Source organism: Roseateles oligotrophus (assembly GCF_025717515.1).
GTDB classification, from domain to species: Bacteria; Pseudomonadota; Gammaproteobacteria; order Burkholderiales; family Burkholderiaceae_C; genus Paucibacter_A; species Paucibacter_A oligotrophus.
The window spans coordinates 71,783-89,396 of record NZ_JAJIRN010000004.1; the positions used below are offsets into that span (position 1 = coordinate 71,783).

The window sequence follows — 17,614 nt, forward strand, 5'->3', positions numbered from 1 at the left end:
TCGCTGAAACGTCCTGTTGTAGCGAGCGGCCGTCAGGCTAGGCGGACGCACCGTAAAAAGTTCTCAGCCTCCCAACTGGCGCCAACCCTCGGCCAACAGGGTGGCCACCGATACCGCATTGCTGGCATGGGCGACCGAGTTGCTGCTCCAGACATGGCGCACGCCGGCGTCCTTCAAATTCGCCAGCGCTTCGCCATTGAAGAGCGCGTGCGTAACAGCTACGTCGACCGAACTGGCCCCGCGCAACAGCAGTTGCTGAGCCGAGCCGATCAGCGTGCGTCCGGTCGAGGCCATATCGTCGAGCAAGACCACGGCCCGGTCACTGACGTCCACATCGGGCAAGGCCAGCGTGACTTGGTGGTCACCCAGGCGCACCTTGCTGCCTATCGCATGCTGCAAGCCGCCGGCCTTGGCCGCTTCGCTGACCCATTGCGCCGATTCCTCGTCCGGCCCGATCAGCAATGCACCCGGCACTTGGCGTGCCACCCACTCGCCCAGCAACTGCGCCGCCGATAGGGTCAAGCCACAGCCTTTGGGCATCACCTCGTCGAGGCTATTGATGCGGTGCAAATGCGGGTCTATGGTCAGCACATGATCGAAGTGATTGGCCAAGAGCCGCGCAATATGGCGTTGGCTGACCGCCTCGCCGGGCGTGAATTCCATATCTTGGCGCATATAGGCCAGGTAGGGCGAGAGCAGATCCAAGCGCTTGGCGCCGAGTTCACGCGAGGTCGGCGCGGCAATCATCAGCTCAACCAACTTGTCATTCGGCTGCTGCAGGCCACGCAGAATCAACACCGTTTCCGGCAGCGGCGTCGGCAGCACCAAACGCATTTCGCCGTCCGGGAAGCGGTGTCGGCTGATAAAGCTCAAGGGCATATTCAGTGCCTCTGCCAACTCCAGCGCCAAGGCGCGCTCATCATCAAAGGCCAGCAGCATTGTGTTTGAGGTCATGGAAATCATTTTTCAAAGAGAGAACATCGCGCCACTGGCGAACTCATGCGGCAATTGATCGGCGGTGCCAATGAGGTAGCCCGATTCCTTTTCGGCATGGGCCAGGGCAAACTGCAAGTCTGCCTCGTACTTGGCGTGAATACGATAAAGGAGCTCACCGGAACGCACCGTTTCGCCCAACTTCTTCACCAAATCCAGCCCCGCACCGGGAACTTGTGGCGCTCCCGCCAGACCAGCAATGCGTGCAATTCGCAAGTTATCGATGGCGATCACAAGCCCCTCGCCGGCCGCCCTGATCTCGGTCGTCAAGCCGCCCACAGCCGGCATTTCGGCACGCCGGCCCTGTGCGTCGATGATGGCATTCATCTGCGCCAGCGCGCGGCCGGAGTCAAGAATGTCGCGAGCGATGTTGTAACCCTCGCCGCCGCGCACATCGGGGTCGAACTCGATCATCCGCCCCGCCAGTCGCAGCGCCTTTTGGCGCAGGTCCTGCGGTGCGCCCGGCTCACCCTGCAGCACCTGCATCACGTCCCGAGCCTCCAGCACCGGGCCGATGCCCCGGCCGATCGGCTGGCGGCCATCACTGAGCACTACATCGAGTTGCAAACGCAGGTGGCTGGCCACATATTCGAACAGCTTCTTGAGCCGCTGCGCCTCCAGCATCGAACGCACCTTGGCGCTTGGTCCGACCGGAATGTCCAAGACCAGATGAGTCGAGCCGGCGGCAATTTTCTTGGACAGGATGGACGCCACCATCTGGCCCGGCGAGTCGATCGCCAGCGGCCGTTCGACCGAGATCAGGATGTCATCGGCCGGCGACAAATCGGCCGTACCGCCCCAAACCAGGCAGGCCCGGGTTTCCTTGACGATGCTCACCATGCGCTCGAAGCTCAGCTCCACCGTGGCCAGCATCTCCATGGTGTCGGCGGTGCCGGACGGCGAGGTGATCGCGCGCGAACTGGTCTTGGCGCAAAGCATGCCATGGGCGCTGACGATGGGCACCACCAGCATTGACGTGCGATTGCCGGGGATGCCACCGATGCAATGCTTGTCGACCACCGGGCCGGCGCCCACCTGGGCATGCCAATCCAGCTTGCGGCCTACCGCGATCATTGCCTCGGTCAGATGCAAGACCTCCTCGCGGTCCAACTCGTATTGATTGGTCGCCACCACGAAGGCGGCCAACTCGATCTTGGAATAGCGCGCCTGCGCCACATCCCGAATGATCGCGAACAAATCGTCTTTGGCCAGCCGCTCGCCATTGATTTTGCGGCGCAGCGCCGCAATCGAAGCCGGTGGCTCGGCATGCGCAATGCTGGCCGTATGGCCATGCGCCACGCCCAGCCGGGCGAACGCGTCCTCGCTGACGCCCAATTCACAGGCACTGACGATGGACTCATCGTCAACCACATTCAAGACCGCCAGAATCACATGCCCATTGGCATGAATTTCCACCTTGGAGAGTGCCTGAAACCCGGCCGCCCGCACCACCGGACAATCGCGATGCAAGTAAGCGACGTTTTCGCGCCAGGTGTCGATGCCGATGCGGCGGATGCTGAGTGAGATCTTGGTCTGCCCGTTCATGCGCAGACTGTAGCGGAGGTCGCTTGCCGCTCCTTCCTGCCAGCTCGGCCGGAACGGAAAAGTTTCATGCTATGTTGTTGCTTCAGTCCCGCCAAAAACCTCATTCACTGCCTGCCATGCACCTGGTTTCCGAGCTTCCCAAGCATCCTCTTGATGACCTTTTGATGGGTCATCTGCCGGCCTTGCTGGGCGACATCGACCAAGCTACGCTGGATTTGCTGCGCCAGTCATTGCAATGGGTCGAGTTGCCGGCCGGCCAGACCTTGATGCGCCAAGGCGAACCCGGTGACGCGATGTACCTATTGCTGCGCGGCCGACTGCGCACCTATATTGCCGAGGCCCAAGGTAGCGGCGAGCAACGCATGGTGCGCGAAATCACCCGCGGCCAAGTGGTCGGCGAGATCAGCCTGTATACCAACGAACCCCGTTCGGCGACCTTGGTCGCCGCCCGTGATTCGGTGCTGGTGCGCCTGGGCAGGGCGGAGTTTGAGCAACTGCTGACCAACAACAAACATGCTTCACTGGTGTTGACCCGGCAAATCATTCAACGCCTGCGCACCGAGAACTCGGCCGTGGCCCACCAGCTGTCGGCCACCATCGCCCTGCTGCCCATCAGCGCCGGGGTCAACCTCAGCGCATTGGCGGCCACATTGGCCGGCCATCTGAGCATCGGCTCGCGCGTGGCGACGGTTGCGCAACCGGTGACGGATGCCGAGTTGGAAGAAATCGAAGCCAGCCACGACTATGTGCTGCTGCTGGCCGACTCTGGGCCCAGCCGCTGGACCGAAAGCTGCGCGCGCCATTGCGACGAACTCTTGCTGATTGCCGACGCCGCGCAAGTGCCCGCTTTGCACCCGACCGAGCATGCGCTGTTGCAGCGCCGGCCCGCCTCCACCGGCGCCCACGAAACCTTGCTGCTGCTGCATGCCAAGGCCGCAGCCTCGCCCCGGGTTGTGCGAGCCTGGTTGGCTTGTCGGCCGACCCGCTTCCATCTGGAACTCCAAATCGGGCTGGACCGCGACATCGCCAAATTGGCCGAACGAATCAATCGCCACACCCAAGGCAATAGCAACAGCCCGCTCCTGCCCTCCACTTGGCGCTTCGGAGCGAGCGGGGACATGGGCCGTTTCGAGCTGCAATTGCGGGAACGTCGGCTGCTGGACAGGGGCATCGAGGTGCCGCTCGGCACACGTGCGCTGGACCTGCTGCAAGCGCTGCTTGAGCGCCCGGGTCGGCTGGTGACCAAGGGTGAATTGCTGGACCGGGTTTGGCCCGGTCTGGTGGTTGAGGAGAACAATATCTCGGTCCAGATCGCCACGCTGCGGCGGGTGCTGGGCCGCGAGTTGATAGGCACGGTGGCGGGCCATGGTTACCGCTTCGAAGCCCGGCTCGAGTAGGGTCGCAAACTGCTGCAACCGGCCGAACGACCGGCCACTGTTTCACACAATCTTCAGAACTCCCAGCAGGCATAGCGTCGATAGTGACGTCAAGCGTCACCTGACAGGCGCAAAGCGAAGGAGCTCTGATATGAACATGATGTTCAAGCGCATTGCCGCAATGATTGACAAGCCGTCTGCGGCCAAAGACCCTCGCTGGGTACCAGGCGCGCCGAGGCTCGGCAATGCCGGCGCAGGAATCACGCGCACGACGGGGGAGGATTTCCGCGACACCGATATCGCCGTCGCCTGGCTTTGCGAAGCCAGCAACAAGACCAGGCTTGCAGACCAAGCCGAGGCCCGTTGAACTTTCGATTCGCTCGAACTTTACCGGCAAGCATAGAAGGCAAGCGGCTTCGACAAAAAACTGCGACGCCCAAGGGAATACCAGCAGAATTCGGCCAGCCTTTGGGATGATTTTCCTGGTATTTTGGCTGACCAATTTCTGTCCAGCGCGTGCGGCGCCCTATGCAAAAGTTCACCGAGCATCCCAAACATCTAGACACCCTGCTGCGCCGGCATCTGCCTGCGCTGCTAGGCGACATCGAACCCCAGTCGGTTGAAGTCTTGCTTCAACATTTGGAATGGGTTGAAATTGCGGCCGGCCAGGCCTTGATGACGCAAGGCGATCCCGGCGACGCCATGTACCTGCTGCTCAGCGGACGGCTGCGCACCTACATTACGAACGAGTTCGGTGATACCCGCGTGGTGCGCGAAATTGGCCGTGGTCAGGTCGTCGGCGAGATGAGCCTATTCACCGACGAGCCTCGCTCGGCCACCCTGGTGGCCATTCGCGACTCGGTGCTGGTGCGCTTGGCCAAAGATCGCTTCAAGCAACTGCTCTCGATCAGCGAGCAGGTCTCGATTGCGCTGACCCGACAAATCATCCTCAGGCTCAAGACCGAAGGCTCGCGCTCCATCCCGGACAAGCCGGTCACCATCGGCTTGCTGCCCATCACCACCAACGTCGATCTCGCCGGGTTCGCCGCTGAACTAGCGCGGCAGCTCGCCGGCATGGGCCGTATTGCCGTGGTGTCGCCGCAAAGCATAGGCGTCGATCTGGAGGACCCGGCGATCTGCGAGCGGCCGCGCTCGGATTTCGCCGCCACCCGCCGCATTGCGGTTCATCTGGATCAGATCGAGTCCGAGCACGACTTCGTGCTGTTGATCAGCGACAGTGGCCCCACCCCCTGGACCGAACGCTGCTGCCGCCACTGTGACGAATTACTGCTGCTGGCCGACGCAGACCAAGAGGCCCAACTGCACCCGATCGAGGTTCAATGCCTGATCAGCCGGCCGCCGCGCACCGATGCGAGCGAAATCCTGGTCTTGCTGCATCCGCAGGAGCGCCAATCCCCGCAGGGCACCTTGGCCTGGCTGGCGCGCCGGCCGCTGGCAGATCATGTCCATATCCGCCCGCAATTGCCGCGCGACATGACCCGTTTGGCGCGCCTGGTCAGCCGCAACGGCGTCGGCCTGGTGCTGGCCGGCGGCGGCGCGCGAGGCCTGGCACATATCGGTATTTACCGCGCCCTGCTCGAGCGCAATATCGAGATCGACCTGGTCGGCGGCACCAGCATTGGCGCGGTGATGGCGGCGCTGGTCGGCACGGACCGGCCGCTGGATCTGGTGACTGCCTCGGCCAAGAGCGCCTTCGCCGCCAATCCGACCGGCGACTTCAATTGGTTGCCGATGATCTCTTTGATACGCGGCCGGCGCCTGCGCCGCGTGGTCGAACACTCGATCACCGAGTTGACCGGCCATGCCGCTCAGATCGAGGATCTTTGGAAGAATTTTTTCTGCATCGCCTCCAACTACTCGCAAGCCCGTGAGCAGTTGCTGGATCAGGGCTCGCTGCTCAAGTCCCTGCTGGCCAGCGTGGCCATCCCCGGCGCGCTGCCGCCCGTCATCCTGAACGGCGACCTGCTTTGCGACGGCGGCACCTTCAACAATCTGCCCGCCGATGTGATGCGCGGACGCTGGGGCATAGGGCGGGTGATCGGCGTCGACTTAGGCTCCAACAAGCCGCGCCGCTTCGAGTTCGAGGAGGTGCCCGGCAGCCTGGCGTTGTTGCGCGACCAACTGCGCCCACGCGCCAAACGCCGCTATCGCTTACCGGCGCTGTCGGCGCTGCTGATGAACGTCACCGTGCTCTACAGCACCTCGCGCCAGCGGCAGGTTCGCCAACTGATCGACCTCTATTTCAACCCGCCCTTGCAGCGCATCGGCATGCTGCAATGGAGCCGCTTTGACGAACTGGTCAAGCTCGGCTACGAGCATGCCTGCGCGGTTCTCGATGCCGACGCAGCCGCAGCCAGTTCGACCTCAACAGGAGTTTAGAGATGGCAAACAATCATGCCGGCGATGCCGGAACGCCTTCCGCAGCGAGCCTGCTGAGCCGCTTGGCCCAGGCCTGGCAGCAGCGCTTCAGCTCGACCAGCAAAAGTGATCAAGAGGCCGAATCGGCCATCGATCCACGCTTGGCCGCCTGCGCCGAAAAAATCTGCACGGCCCAGATGGCGGTCGGCCACATCAAGCCGGGTGATCATGTTTTCGTCGGCACCGCCTGCGCCACGCCGCGCAGTCTGGTAGCTGCAATGGAGGCGCTCTCACCGGCGCCACAAGATGTGGAGCTGCTGCATTTCTTGACCGACCGGGCCGTCCAGCATGACGCGAACGGCGTGCCGCAGACCAAATACCATCACCGCTGTTTCTTCGTCGGCCAAGACATGCGCGCAGCGGTCAAACGAGGCTCGGCCGACTATGTACCGATCTCGATCGCAAGGGTGCCGCAGCTGATCGCCATCGGCCGCATCCCGGTCGATGTGGCGTTGATCCAGGTCTCGATGCCGGACGAATTCGGCTATGTGTCTTTGGGCGTGTCGGTCGACATCTCGCCGGCCGCCGTGGCCAAGGCGCGGCTGGTGATTGCCGAGGTCAACCCCCATATGCCGCGCAGCATGGGCGACTCAACCCTGCATGTGGGCGAAATCGACTATTTGGTGCCGGGCGACACGCCGGTGATCGAATACCTGCACATGACCCAGCAGACCGAGGTGGTCGAGAAGATAGCGCGTTACATCGGCAGCATCATCGATGACGGCTCGACGCTGCAAATCGGCCTGGGCCGTTTCAGCAACGAGGCACTCAAATACTTGAGCGACCGCCAAGACCTGGGCATCCATTCCGACGTCATCACCGACGCCATCATCCCGCTGCTGGAGCGCGGCATTCTGACCGGTCAACGCAAGAGCAATCAACGCGGCAAGATCGTCACCAGCTTCGCGATGGGTTCACGGCGCCTCTACGATCTGATCGACCGCAACCCGATGTTCTCCTTCCAGCCGATCGAGGCCGTCTGCGACGCCTGGACGCTGGGCTCGCAGCACAAGCTGGTGTCGGTGACGCAGGCCTTTGCGGTTGACCTGACGGGGCAAGTCTGCGTCGACCAGTTCCAGGGCGATTTCTATAGCGGTGTGGCCGCCCAAGCCGAGTTCCTGCAAGGCGCCTCGCGCTCGCCCGGCGGCAAGGCCATCATTTGCCTGCCCTCGACCGAGGAAGACGGTCACAGCTCGCGCATCCGCTCCGCCCTGCTGGCCGGCGAGGGCGTGGCGATCCCGCGCAGCGATGTTCATTACGTGATCACCGAATACGGCATCGCCTATTTGTTCGGCAAATCGATCCGCGAACGCGCGGTGGCGATGATTCAGATCGCCCACCCGGATGCTCGCCAGGCCTTGTTCGAGCAGGCGCAAAGCCTGGGCTATATCCCGGCCGATCAAACGCTGCGCAATCTGCAGGCCTATGCAGTCGAGGAAGAGCGTCAGCTGCAGTTGAAGGACAAGCGCCCGGTCTTGCTGCGCCCGGCCAGCCCCAACGACGGCGACGCGATCCGCGGCCTCTTCCACCAATTGCCCGAACACGACATCTACACGCGCTTTTTCCGGCGCCTGCGCGGCCTCTCCAGCCGCGATGTGCAGCGTTTATGCAATTTGAATTCGGAGACCGAGGTCGGCATGGTGGCCTGCGTCGGCACGCGCGAGAACCCGAAGATCGTCGCCCACGCGATGTATATGGTCGACCCCAGCACCAATCTGGCCGAAACCGCCTTCATGGTGCATCCCGACTGGCAAGGTCAAGGCCTGGGAGCGCTGCTTCAACAAAGAATGAGTGAGCATGCCAAGGCACGCGGTGTGCGCGGTTTTGTGGCCGAGGTGCTGTCGACCAATGAGCACATGATCAAGCTGGCGCGCGGCCTGGCCGACAACGTGCAGATCGAGAGCCTGGGTTCATCGGTGAAGATCACCAGCTTGCTCTAGCGGCGGGCCAAGGTAATCGTCAATCGATTACGCCCTTCGCTACGGACATAGCTCACCGACTGGGCCCGTTTGCGTACCAGCATCAGCCCCAAGCCACCGGGCGAAGCCTCGGCGATGGACGCCGGCATCACGGGCTCGGCCGCTTGCTCGGGGTCAAAAGCGATGCCCTCGTCCTCGAAACGAAGATACACCGACTGCTCATCCGCCCAGGCGCTGAAGTCGATCTGGTGCAGGCCGGCATCCTTGAAGGCGTGCAAGCAGACGTTCATCAAACTCTCTTCCAGCACCAGTTCCAAGTTGAACAAGACCTTGGCCGGCAATGCCTGGGGGGCCAGATAGGCCAGCAAGGCCAAGCGGGCCGTTTCGAGCGACTCCAGTCGATTCGGCAGGGACAGGCTCAACATTCGAGCGGCACGGTTTAGGCTTGAAGAAGATCAAGCGCTTGTTGTTCGGTCGCCACCAGCGGAATGATCTGATCAACGGCGGCCTGCTCCAGCAGGTCTTGCACCATTTCTTGGGCGCCGAACAACACCATCTTGGCGCCCTTCGCGTGCAACGCGCGGGCGCTGGAGATCAACAAACGAATACCCATTGATGCAATGAAGGGCACGGCGGCCAAATCGATGATGGCGTGCTGCCCGGTGGCGGCGGTGGACGCCGTGAACCGAACCCCGATTTGATCGGCTCCGGTGGCATCGAGTCGGCCGTCAAGCCGAACGCATTTTGTGGTGCCGCCAATTTCAGTGATGACCAGTTCCATTGCTCTTCCTTGTTAGTTGATGGGCGCCCGCCAAAGCCCGGCCAAGCCCAGCCCAATCTGCCAGCCTAAGCAAATATTGTGTCAACTCAATGACTGTGCGGCGGCGCACGCTTCAAGAGCAGCATGGTGATGTCGTCCTCCTGCTCGGCACCTTGGGCAAACGCCCGCACCTCCGCCAGAATCAGCGCCGACAAAGCTTCGGCCGACGCATCGCAATGCTGCGCCAGCAATTGCTCGACCCGCAAGCGGCCGAACTGCTCGCCGTTCGCGGCCTCGTACTCGTAAATGCCATCGGTCAGCAGACACAAGATATCGCCCGGCGCCAACTCGATCTGAACCGGCGGGCGCAAAGCCACAATCGGCATCGCCCCCATCGGGAAACTGGTGGCCTTGTAGCTCACGCAAGCCTTGCTTGCCGCCTGGAAATGCAGGATCGGGCCCTGGCCGCCGCTCAAGAAGCGCAGGCCATGGCTGTCGGTATCCAAAAGGCCGATGAAGGCCGTCACAAAGCGGCTGTCCGCCAAGGTCGCGGCGAGCTGATCGTTGACCTTGCGAAAGGCCGTCTCCAAGTCCGCCCCCATGGAAAAAGCCATGCGTAACATCGCGTGCATCTGCGTCACCGACAAAGCCGGCGCAATGCCGTGGCCGGTCGCATCGCCCAGCACCAGCAGCAGCCCCTGCTCGATGCGGGCAATGTCATAGGTATCTCCGCCGGTCAAGGAGGCCGGCAGAAATGTGCCATGCATGTCATAGCCGGCAATCTGGGGCATGGCCGCCGGCAGCGTCGAGAGTTGTACCGCGCGCGCCAATTCCAGCTCCTGACGCATGCGCTCGCCTTCCAGCATCGCCGCCGTCATGCGCACCCGACTCAAGGCCATCGCGCATTGGGCCGCCAGCGCCTCGGCCAGCGGCTCGTCCTCGGCCTCGAACACGCCGTCCATCCGGTTCAAGACCTGCATTACCCCGACCAATTGGCCGGCATGATCGATCAAGGGCAGCGTCAGGCTGCATCGCGTATGGAATCCGGAAACCCTATCGATCTCGGCATTGAAGCGTGGGTCGGCATAACAGTCGGGCACATTGATCACGCAGCGATCCCGCGCGCAGGCCCCCACCAGACCCGCACCCACGGGCAAGCGCACCTGCGCCAAGTCCTTTGAAATTTCCAGCACCAGTTCCGCCGAGGCCCTGTCCAAGAGCCAGATCGAGCTGCGCTCGGCATGCAGCACCTGACGCGCGGCGGCCGTCACGGTCTGCAACATCGTCGGCAAATCAAACGGTGCCGCGAGCGCACGCGTCACCGCCAGCAGCGCCTGCATCTCCTCCTGGGTCAGGGGCTGGTGGCTGGAGGCTTGTGGGCTCATAGGGAAGCTAAGGTCTCAATGCAGATCAGGCGAGAACGCCTCTTGCAGCCGCCAGCCCTGCTGCCACAAGGCCTGCAGCGCCTGCTCCAGGACCGCATCGCGCAAGGCCTTCGGGCTCTGCCCAGGCCGGGCCAAGACAGGCGGGCTGAGCCACTGAGGCTGGACGTCGGTCGAAGGGGCAGCGCGCCACAAGGCCAGCCGCCAGGCTTGCTGTGTGCCGTAACCCTGGCTTTCATCGGCCAGCAAACCCAGCCAATCAGCGCTGCGCACGCCGTGAGCCGCTCGCACTATGCGGGCCGCCGAGGCTCGCCGAGGCATAGGCATCAGGGCCTCGCCCCAGGGGCTGATCAGATGGCGGGTGGCGCTTGCCGCCTGGGCGGGAATAGCCGCCTTGGCGGTTTGAGGCGGCACGGCCTGGCCGGCCCCTGCGGCCTTCGTCGATGCAGCGCGGCGGGTCAACCACCGATCAAAAGAAGCGAGACTTTGCATGATGAAATAAATAACTCCGAGTGCCCTGACACCGGCGTTTGCCGGCCCAGGGCATCTCGGAGCCGCAACGCTTTAGCCGTATTTGATAGCCCGCCCGCAAGTAGTTGGTAAATCGGCGGTGACGCCGTTTGAGTGACGTCGAGACGGATTGTAAACGCGCTTGAGCCACGCCAAAAGCGGCAGGTGCACGGAAAATGATGGCATCGATTTGTGATCGCTTGCTCCGAACAATGCACAATTTGCCTCCTTGACCACAGCAGAGACCGAGCCCTTGAACGAGTGGATTTCACAGGCAAGCAGTATTTCCAGTGCCTGGGTGGCGGCCGTCTTGGCATCACCGCAGCAGACATTGGCTCATCTGGCGGCTGCAGTCGGCATCGGCATGGTGATGGCCGGCGCCTTGGCAAGAACCATGACGCCGCTGCGCTGGCTGGCCGTCGGCAGCAATGTGGGGCTGATGATTTACGGTGCGCTGCGCCCTTCGCCGATCACGTTTTGCGTCGCCGCCGTGCTGCTGCCGGTGAACATCTACCGCGCCATCGAAGTGACCAAGCTGACGCGCCGGGTGCACCGCGCCGAGGCCGCCGCCGACCACGCCGGGCTCTGGCTCAAGCCCTATATGAAGGCCAAAAAACTCAAGGCCGGTCAGACGCTATTCAGCAAAGGTGACCCCGCCGAACATCTATTCCTGCTGGTCGAGGGGCAAATGGAGTTGGTGGAGTTGGGCAAGGTTTTGGAGCCCGGCCGCATCTTTGGCGAAATCGCGCTGTTCTCGCCGGATCGGATTCGCACGACCACCGTGCGCTGCGTGACGGCCTGCACCGTGCTGCGGATTCATGACAGCACCGTCAGGCAGCTCTACTACCAAGACCCTGCCTTTGGCTTCCACCTGATCGATTTGCTCGCCAGGCGTTTGAGCGGCGATGTGCAGCGGGCGCAAGCCCAGTTGCGTGAGGCCAAGGGCGAGCTGGCGGGTCAAAAAAAATAGCAGGCCGAGAAGCCAGCTTTTTGGGCCCTGCCCACAATGTGGTGAGTTCGCACAGGGCCCCGCACAAGTTGGGTGACAAGGGCCACGCCGACTTTCTACAATGCGCCCTCGATGCCAGGGCGATCGCTTTGCGCGCACAGGGTTCCCCTCCAACATGTCAGAAATACGCGCGCTGCTGTTGACCGACGTGGTCGACAGCACCAAGATGTCCGAGAAACTGGGCGATCAGGCCATGGCCGAGGTCTGGATCCAACACGACCGCGTGGCGCGTGATCTGTTGCCGATCTGGCATGGCCGCGAGATCGACAAGACCGACGGCATGCTGCTGCTGTTCGAGCGAGCCGACGACGCCGTGCGTTATGCGTACGCCTACCATCAGGCCTTGGACACCCTGCCCGTGCCGCTCAAAGCGCGCGCCGGCCTGCATGTCGGCCCGGTGATCCTGCGGGAGAACAGCGCGGAAGATGTGCTGCGCGGCGCAAAGCCGCTCGAAGTCGAAGGCCTGGCCAAGCCCACTGCGGCGCGCATCATGTCGGTCGCCGGCGCCGGCCAGACCCTGCTCAGCGCCGAAGCGCGGGCCGCCTTGCCCGACTCCGAGCTGCTGGTCGAATCGCGTGGCCACTGGATGATGAAGGGCGTCTCCGAACCGCTCGAATTGTTTGAGGTGGCGGTCGATGCGACCCAGTTCTGCGCACTCACCGACGGCGAGAAGGTCTACCGAGTCATCCGCAACGGCGAGCGTTGGTTGCCGGTCAAAGAAATTCCTAACAACCTGCCTCAGCAGCTCAGCAATTTTGTCGGCCGCGAGCAGGAGCTGCGCGACATCAAAGACCTGCTCGGCAGCGCCCGCTTGGTCACGCTGCTGGGTATGGGCGGGCTGGGCAAGACCCGCTTGAGCCTGCAAGCCGCCGCCGAGCTGATGCACCGCTTCCCCGATGGCGTCTGGTTTCTGGATCTGGCCCCGATCACCGATCCGGCGCTGGCCTTGAGTGAGGCGGCACAGGTTTTGGGGGTGCGAGAGGAGCCTGACTGCAGCTTGCTGCAGTCGGTCTGCGCCCATCTGAAGCACCTGCGCGTGCTGATGATTTTTGACAACTGCGAGCATCTGATCAAGCCGGCCGCCGCGCTCGCCCACGCCATCGTGCGGGCCGCGCCGCATGTGCGCCTAGCCGCCTCCAGCCGCGAGGCCTTGAACATCCCCGGCGAGCGCGCTTATCCCATCATGCCGCTTAAGCTGCCGCCCGCCGGGGCGTCGCTGGCCACCTTGATGGCTTCGCCCGCCGTGCGGCTGTTTGTTGACCGCGCCCAGGCACACAAGGCCAGCTTCGAGCTGGACGAGGCGCAGGCACCCGCGGTGGCCGAACTGGTGGCGCGACTCGAAGGCATCCCGCTGGCCTTGGAGTTAGCCGCCGCGCGGGTGCGCGCGCTGTCGGTCGCGGAGATCAACCGCCGGCTCGATGACCGCTATAAATTGCTAACCGGGGGTTCACGCGTGCTGCAAGAGCGCCAGCAAACCTTGCGTGCGCTGGTCGATTGGTCATATGACATGCTGCCAGAGATCGAGCGCAGCCTGCTGCAACGCTTGGCTGTTTTCAGGGGCGGCTTCGACCTCGAAGCCTGCGAAGCGGTCTGTGGCAGTGAGCCGATGGCACCGGAAGATGTGCTCGATCTGCTGACCGCCTTGATTGAAAAGTCACTGGTGATGCGCATCGACGGCGCTGACGAGTCGCGCTACAAGATGCTGGAGACGATTCGCGACTATGCGCTGGAGAAGCTGATCGACTGCGGCGCGGCGGCGCAATTCGGTGCCGCCCATTGCATGTATTTCTTCGAGCTCTCCAAGCAGGGGCGCAATGGCATGCGCGGGCCCAAGCAGGGCGAATGGCTCAACCGGCTGGAAGCCGAGCATGACAACTTGCGCGCCGCCCTCGGCCTGGCGATGGCCGACCAAGGCAGCGTCGACCCTGTCGTTGCGGTCAAACTGGCGGTGGCCCTGCAAGGCTTCTGGATTCTGCGCGGCCATGCCAGCGAGGGTCGCGCCGCGCTGCAAACAATGCTGCAATTGCCGGCCGTGCTGGCCTCGGACATGGTGCACGGCTTTGCACTTTATGTGGACGGCTGCCTGGCTTGGAGCCAGAGTGACCATGCCGCTGCGTTGGCCCACCTGGCCACCTGCCTTGAATTGCGCCGCAAGCTTGGCAAGCCCGAGGAGACCGCCGCCACCTTGTCAACCCTCGCTGTGGCCCGCCTCAGCTGTGGCGATGCCGATGGTGCCTACGAAGCGGCGCTGGAAAGTCTGGCCTTGTTCCGCGACTGCGCCTATCGGGTTGGCGAAACCACCGCCTTGCTGCAACTCGGCCAGATTGAAACCTATCTGGGCCATTGGCCGCAAGCCCAGGAGAATCTACAAAACGCCTTGAAGTTGGCGCGCCAGATCAAGCACCCCGAGACCGAGGCCGAGGCCGAACTGGCGCTGGCGCAACTCGGCTTCTATCAGGCCGATATGGCTTCGGCCGAGGCTGCGTTGGCGCGCTCGCTGAAGATTTGCCTGAGTGCCGGAGACCGGCGCGGCGCCGCCAATGCGCTGGGCTGGCAGGGCAAGCTCGACGTACTGGCGGATCGTTTGCCCTTGGCTCGCAGCCGCTTGGCCGAGGCGCTGGCCGCCTTCAACGCCTTTGATATGCGCGAACAATTGCTAGCCGGCCTTGAAGACCATGCAGCCCTGGCCTTGCGCTCGAACCAGGCAAGCCGGGCGATCGCGCTCGCAGCGGCCGCCGAGCAGTTGCGTCACAAGGCCGGCCTGCCTTTGCCCGAACATGCCAAGCTACTGTGGCAAGCGCTGCGGGAGCAATTGAGTGCGGCCTGCCAAGAGGAGCAAAGCTTCCAATCCGCCTGGCAAGCCGGTCAGGGCTGGGACACCGCCGAGGCTTTGCGTCAGGCGCTGGCCCTGTCCTTGACGGCGGGCCAGATTCACCACTGATGATCAGCGTAGCCTGGCGCGGCGTGTCAAGGCCAAGGCGCCAAAAGCGCCGAGCAACAAGGCCAGGCTGCCTGGCTCAGGAACCACACTAACTTGCTGCGTGGTAATGATCGGATCCCCATTGCCATCAACGCCGGTCACCGTGCGCAGCAAAGCTACCCCGTCGCCAAGACGGCTCACACCGACATCATTGTTATGGCGGATCAACATCGAGTAATTGTCGTAACTGGCGTCATAAATTTCGCCAGAGCCGCCCAAATTCACTTCCAGCTTCGCCAAGCCGGAAGCAAGATATCGGAAATTGAAATAGGGGCCAGGCTCAAGCGGGCCGAAGTCCAAACCGGCCTCAACATCGGTCTGAAAACCGATCAAATAGCCCAGGGCAAGGTCAATGTTCAAACTCAGAACATTCATATTGAAGGTCCGGGTTACCGCACTGCTCTCATTGCCGGTGGTCAACAGGGTCAGGCTGACATTCGCGACGAGCGGACTCCCGGAGGTATCCACCAATTGAGTCCCTGTGCCCACAGGAGGAATCAGCGCGTCGGGCACATAAAAAGAGTAAGTGCCCCGGTACGACAAGGTGGGCAGCACAGACCCAAACTCAGGATCGAAATTGCCTGTCACCACACCCGCTTGCGCGCCGCCGCTCAAGCCCAGGCATGCGCCCAACAATAAACCGGCCAAGCGCTTGCTTACGCCCATGCCGCCCAAAACCTTATCGCCCAAAAAGCTGCTCATAAATTTCCCCAATTCCATTTCCATACTTTTTTAGAATCGCTGTGACCTGCAAGTGTCCTGCCCCTGCCCGCCAAGCTCACAAAATTGGCCGAAGCACAGCAGATGAGAACCGCCAAGCAATTGATGATCTCCAAGTGCCGGCAGGTTAACGCCTCTCCCACGGTTTTACGAGTTCAGCCCCTATGGAAAATTCCCGTTTCACCCCCCTCGAATAGGGGGTTACTTGTCGGCACCAACAAGAAAACAAGGGATTACCCTGAAAAACCAACAAACTCCGAGGACCCAAGGTCCGAAACGAGAGGCGTCGGCCGGTTTGAATTCCGACTAAGGGCCGCGTTGTCAGACCCGCAGGCTCAAAGATCAGACCGGCACCTTGCGATCCTCAAAGGCCTTGGCCCAATGCAGGATCTCCCAACTCTCGCGCAGGCCGCCGGTGTAGAACGGGTCTTGCTTCAACAAGGCTTCGGCGGCCTCCTTGCTCTCGACCTCGAGCACCCACAGTCCGCCCACCGGCGCTTGCTCGGGCTCGTGCCGCAAGGACCCTCCTACCAGCACGCGTTCGCGCTCTTGATCCAGCCATGCAATATGAGCAGCCATCAGGGTCTGGCGCAAGGCCAAGGAATTCGGCTTGTCGACAAAGCGAATCGCAAACAACATGAGCAAGATCTTTCGTTGAAAAAATGACTATCGATTGGGGACGTTGAATGTTGGCTGCGCTGCGCTTGGTTTCAGCGTTCGCCCACATAGGGGTTGCTGCGCCGCTCGACGCCAAAGCTGCTCTCCGGCCCATGGCCCGGAATGAACACCGTGGCGTCGCCCATCGGCCATAGCCGCTGCTGGATGGATGCGATCAAAGTATCTTGGTCGCCACCAGGCAAGTCGGTGCGGCCTATGCTGCCGGCGAACAGCACGTCGCCCACAAAGGCACGCTCAATGGCGGGCGAATGAAACACCACATGGCCCGGCGTGTGGCCCGGGCAATGCCGCACATTGAGCGTCTGCCGGCCTATGCTGACCGTATCGCCATCGGCCAACCAGCGCGTCGGCGTGAAGCTCTCGGCCGGCGGAAAGCCGAACATCTGGCTTTGTTTGGCCAGGCCGTCGATCCAGAACTGATCACCCGGATGGGGGCCGATGATGGGCAGATGCTGCTCGCGCGCCAATTGCCCGGTACCACCGGCATGGTCGATATGGGCATGGGTCAGCCAGATGGCCTTGAGCGTCAAGCCCCTTTTCTGCGCCGCCTCCTTCAAGCGTGGCAGATCACCGCCGGGGTCTATCACCGCCGCGTCCATGGTTTCGTCGCACCAGACGAGTGAGCAGTTCTGCTGAAAGGCGGTGACGGGGATGGTCAGGTAACGAAGCGTCATGGGGCGAAGGAGTCGGATAACAAAGTTTCAAAATTGAAAACATAGTTTCAAAACTGCGTTTTCGGGATGCGACCCATAGCAAAACATAGTCTCAAAACGCGTTGAACCAAAACAACTTTTGGGCGAGTAGGTGCATTGAGGTTCACGGCAAGGCGGGCAAGCCCAGCGCTTTGAAGAAGGCATAGTGTTTGTCCCGTGCATCCTTAGTGGCCTGCTCCAAGCTGACCGGCTCGGTATTGATTTCCTGCCAATCGACTTCAACCTCGCGAATTGCCATGCTGATGTAACGAGAGACTTCCGGGTTGAAGTTGTTCTTCTCGATCTCAGCCATGTCTAAGCGGCAGGAGTATCGCTCGATTCGGTCCGAGCCATGCTGGTAGGTGTCGGGTCGCGAATGTGCAGCGGTCATTCAGGTGAGGAGTTCACGAAGTCCTCGGTCAACATCAGCCGAATGGCCGCTGCTTGACCCGCCGAATGGGCGCTAACGACCCTATAGGAGTCGCTCGGTCCTTCATCGTCAGCGGCGGCAGCGTGCCCGAAGCTGTCATTTGATGCAGGCGTTAGGCCGACAATGGGCAACGCAAAGCAGACACAACAGTAGCAAGACTGGCCTCCACAAAGCTGACATT

Annotated in this window: 16 protein-coding genes; 6 read left to right on the plus strand and 10 right to left on the minus strand. The window is 62.2% G+C overall.

Going from position 1 to position 17,614, the window contains the following annotated elements; all coding sequences use genetic code 11:
- Positions 1–63 precede the first annotated feature (63 nt).
- A complete protein-coding gene (locus LNV07_RS09445) occupies positions 64–954 on the minus strand; it encodes a ribose-phosphate diphosphokinase (RefSeq protein ID WP_263570915.1) in 891 nt (296 codons plus the stop codon).
- Positions 955–966: 12 nt separating this feature from the next.
- Positions 967–2,538: a thymidine phosphorylase family protein gene (locus tag LNV07_RS09450; protein WP_263570916.1), complete on the minus strand. Its 1,572-nt coding sequence runs from the start codon at positions 2,536–2,538 to the stop codon at positions 967–969.
- A 116-nt stretch (positions 2,539–2,654) separates the two neighbouring features.
- Here LNV07_RS09450 and LNV07_RS09455 point away from each other — a divergent pair, with 116 nt between their 5' ends.
- The 4 genes from LNV07_RS09455 to LNV07_RS09470 all read left to right on the plus strand — a co-directional run bounded on the left by LNV07_RS09455 (position 2,655) and on the right by LNV07_RS09470 (position 8,293).
- On the plus strand, positions 2,655–3,935 hold the full coding sequence (locus LNV07_RS09455; protein ID WP_263570917.1) for a cyclic nucleotide-binding domain-containing protein: 1,281 nt from the start codon (positions 2,655–2,657) through the stop codon (positions 3,933–3,935).
- 130 nt (positions 3,936–4,065) lie between these two features.
- Positions 4,066–4,281, plus strand: coding sequence for a hypothetical protein (locus LNV07_RS09460; RefSeq protein WP_263570918.1), 216 nt, complete (start codon positions 4,066–4,068; stop codon positions 4,279–4,281).
- 161 nt (positions 4,282–4,442) lie between these two features.
- Positions 4,443–6,314: a patatin-like phospholipase family protein gene (locus LNV07_RS09465; RefSeq protein ID WP_263570919.1), complete on the plus strand. Its 1,872-nt coding sequence runs from the start codon at positions 4,443–4,445 to the stop codon at positions 6,312–6,314.
- Positions 6,315–6,316: 2 nt separating this feature from the next.
- The gene (locus tag LNV07_RS09470; RefSeq protein WP_263570920.1) at positions 6,317–8,293 is read left to right on the plus strand and encodes a bifunctional acetyl-CoA hydrolase/transferase family protein/GNAT family N-acetyltransferase; all 1,977 of its coding nucleotides are present in this window, start codon (positions 6,317–6,319) and stop codon (positions 8,291–8,293) included.
- On the opposite strand, the gene LNV07_RS09475 is transcribed toward LNV07_RS09470, so the two are convergent.
- The 4 genes from LNV07_RS09475 to LNV07_RS09490 form a co-directional block, all read right to left on the minus strand.
- Complete coding sequence (locus LNV07_RS09475; RefSeq protein ID WP_263570921.1) at positions 8,290–8,697, minus strand: ATP-binding protein; 408 nt, start codon at positions 8,695–8,697, stop codon at positions 8,290–8,292. The genes LNV07_RS09470 and LNV07_RS09475 overlap by 4 nt on opposite strands.
- Positions 8,698–8,711: 14 nt before the next feature.
- Positions 8,712–9,053 carry an STAS domain-containing protein gene (locus tag LNV07_RS09480; protein ID WP_263570922.1) on the minus strand — a complete coding sequence of 114 codons (342 nt, stop codon included), beginning with the start codon at positions 9,051–9,053 and terminating at the stop codon, positions 8,712–8,714.
- 86 nt (positions 9,054–9,139) lie between these two features.
- Entirely contained in the window at positions 9,140–10,417 is a 1,278-nt protein-coding gene (locus tag LNV07_RS09485; protein ID WP_263570923.1) for a PP2C family protein-serine/threonine phosphatase, read from the minus strand.
- Positions 10,418–10,432: 15 nt separating this feature from the next.
- Positions 10,433–10,906, minus strand: coding sequence for a hypothetical protein (locus LNV07_RS09490; RefSeq protein ID WP_263570924.1), 474 nt, complete (start codon positions 10,904–10,906; stop codon positions 10,433–10,435).
- A gap of 247 nt (positions 10,907–11,153) precedes the next feature.
- On the opposite strand from LNV07_RS09490, the gene LNV07_RS09495 reads away from it, so the two are divergent.
- Both LNV07_RS09495 and LNV07_RS09500 read left to right on the plus strand, forming a co-directional pair.
- Entirely contained in the window at positions 11,154–11,894 is a 741-nt protein-coding gene (locus LNV07_RS09495) for a Crp/Fnr family transcriptional regulator (RefSeq protein WP_263570925.1), read from the plus strand.
- 154 nt (positions 11,895–12,048) lie between these two features.
- A complete protein-coding gene (locus LNV07_RS09500; protein ID WP_263570926.1) occupies positions 12,049–14,874 on the plus strand; it encodes an ATP-binding protein in 2,826 nt (941 codons plus the stop codon).
- A gap of 3 nt (positions 14,875–14,877) precedes the next feature.
- Here LNV07_RS09500 and LNV07_RS09505 read toward each other — a convergent pair whose 3' ends face one another.
- The 4 genes from LNV07_RS09505 to LNV07_RS09520 all read right to left on the minus strand — a co-directional run bounded on the left by LNV07_RS09505 (position 14,878) and on the right by LNV07_RS09520 (position 17,316).
- On the minus strand, positions 14,878–15,615 hold the full coding sequence (locus LNV07_RS09505; protein ID WP_263570927.1) for a PEP-CTERM sorting domain-containing protein: 738 nt from the start codon (positions 15,613–15,615) through the stop codon (positions 14,878–14,880).
- A gap of 360 nt (positions 15,616–15,975) precedes the next feature.
- Positions 15,976–16,272 carry a YciI family protein gene (locus LNV07_RS09510; RefSeq protein ID WP_263570928.1) on the minus strand — a complete coding sequence of 99 codons (297 nt, stop codon included), beginning with the start codon at positions 16,270–16,272 and terminating at the stop codon, positions 15,976–15,978.
- A gap of 71 nt (positions 16,273–16,343) precedes the next feature.
- Positions 16,344–16,985: an MBL fold metallo-hydrolase gene (locus LNV07_RS09515; RefSeq protein ID WP_263570929.1), complete on the minus strand. Its 642-nt coding sequence runs from the start codon at positions 16,983–16,985 to the stop codon at positions 16,344–16,346.
- A gap of 142 nt (positions 16,986–17,127) precedes the next feature.
- Complete coding sequence (locus LNV07_RS09520; RefSeq protein WP_263570930.1) at positions 17,128–17,316, minus strand: hypothetical protein; 189 nt, start codon at positions 17,314–17,316, stop codon at positions 17,128–17,130.
- Positions 17,317–17,614 lie beyond the last annotated feature (298 nt).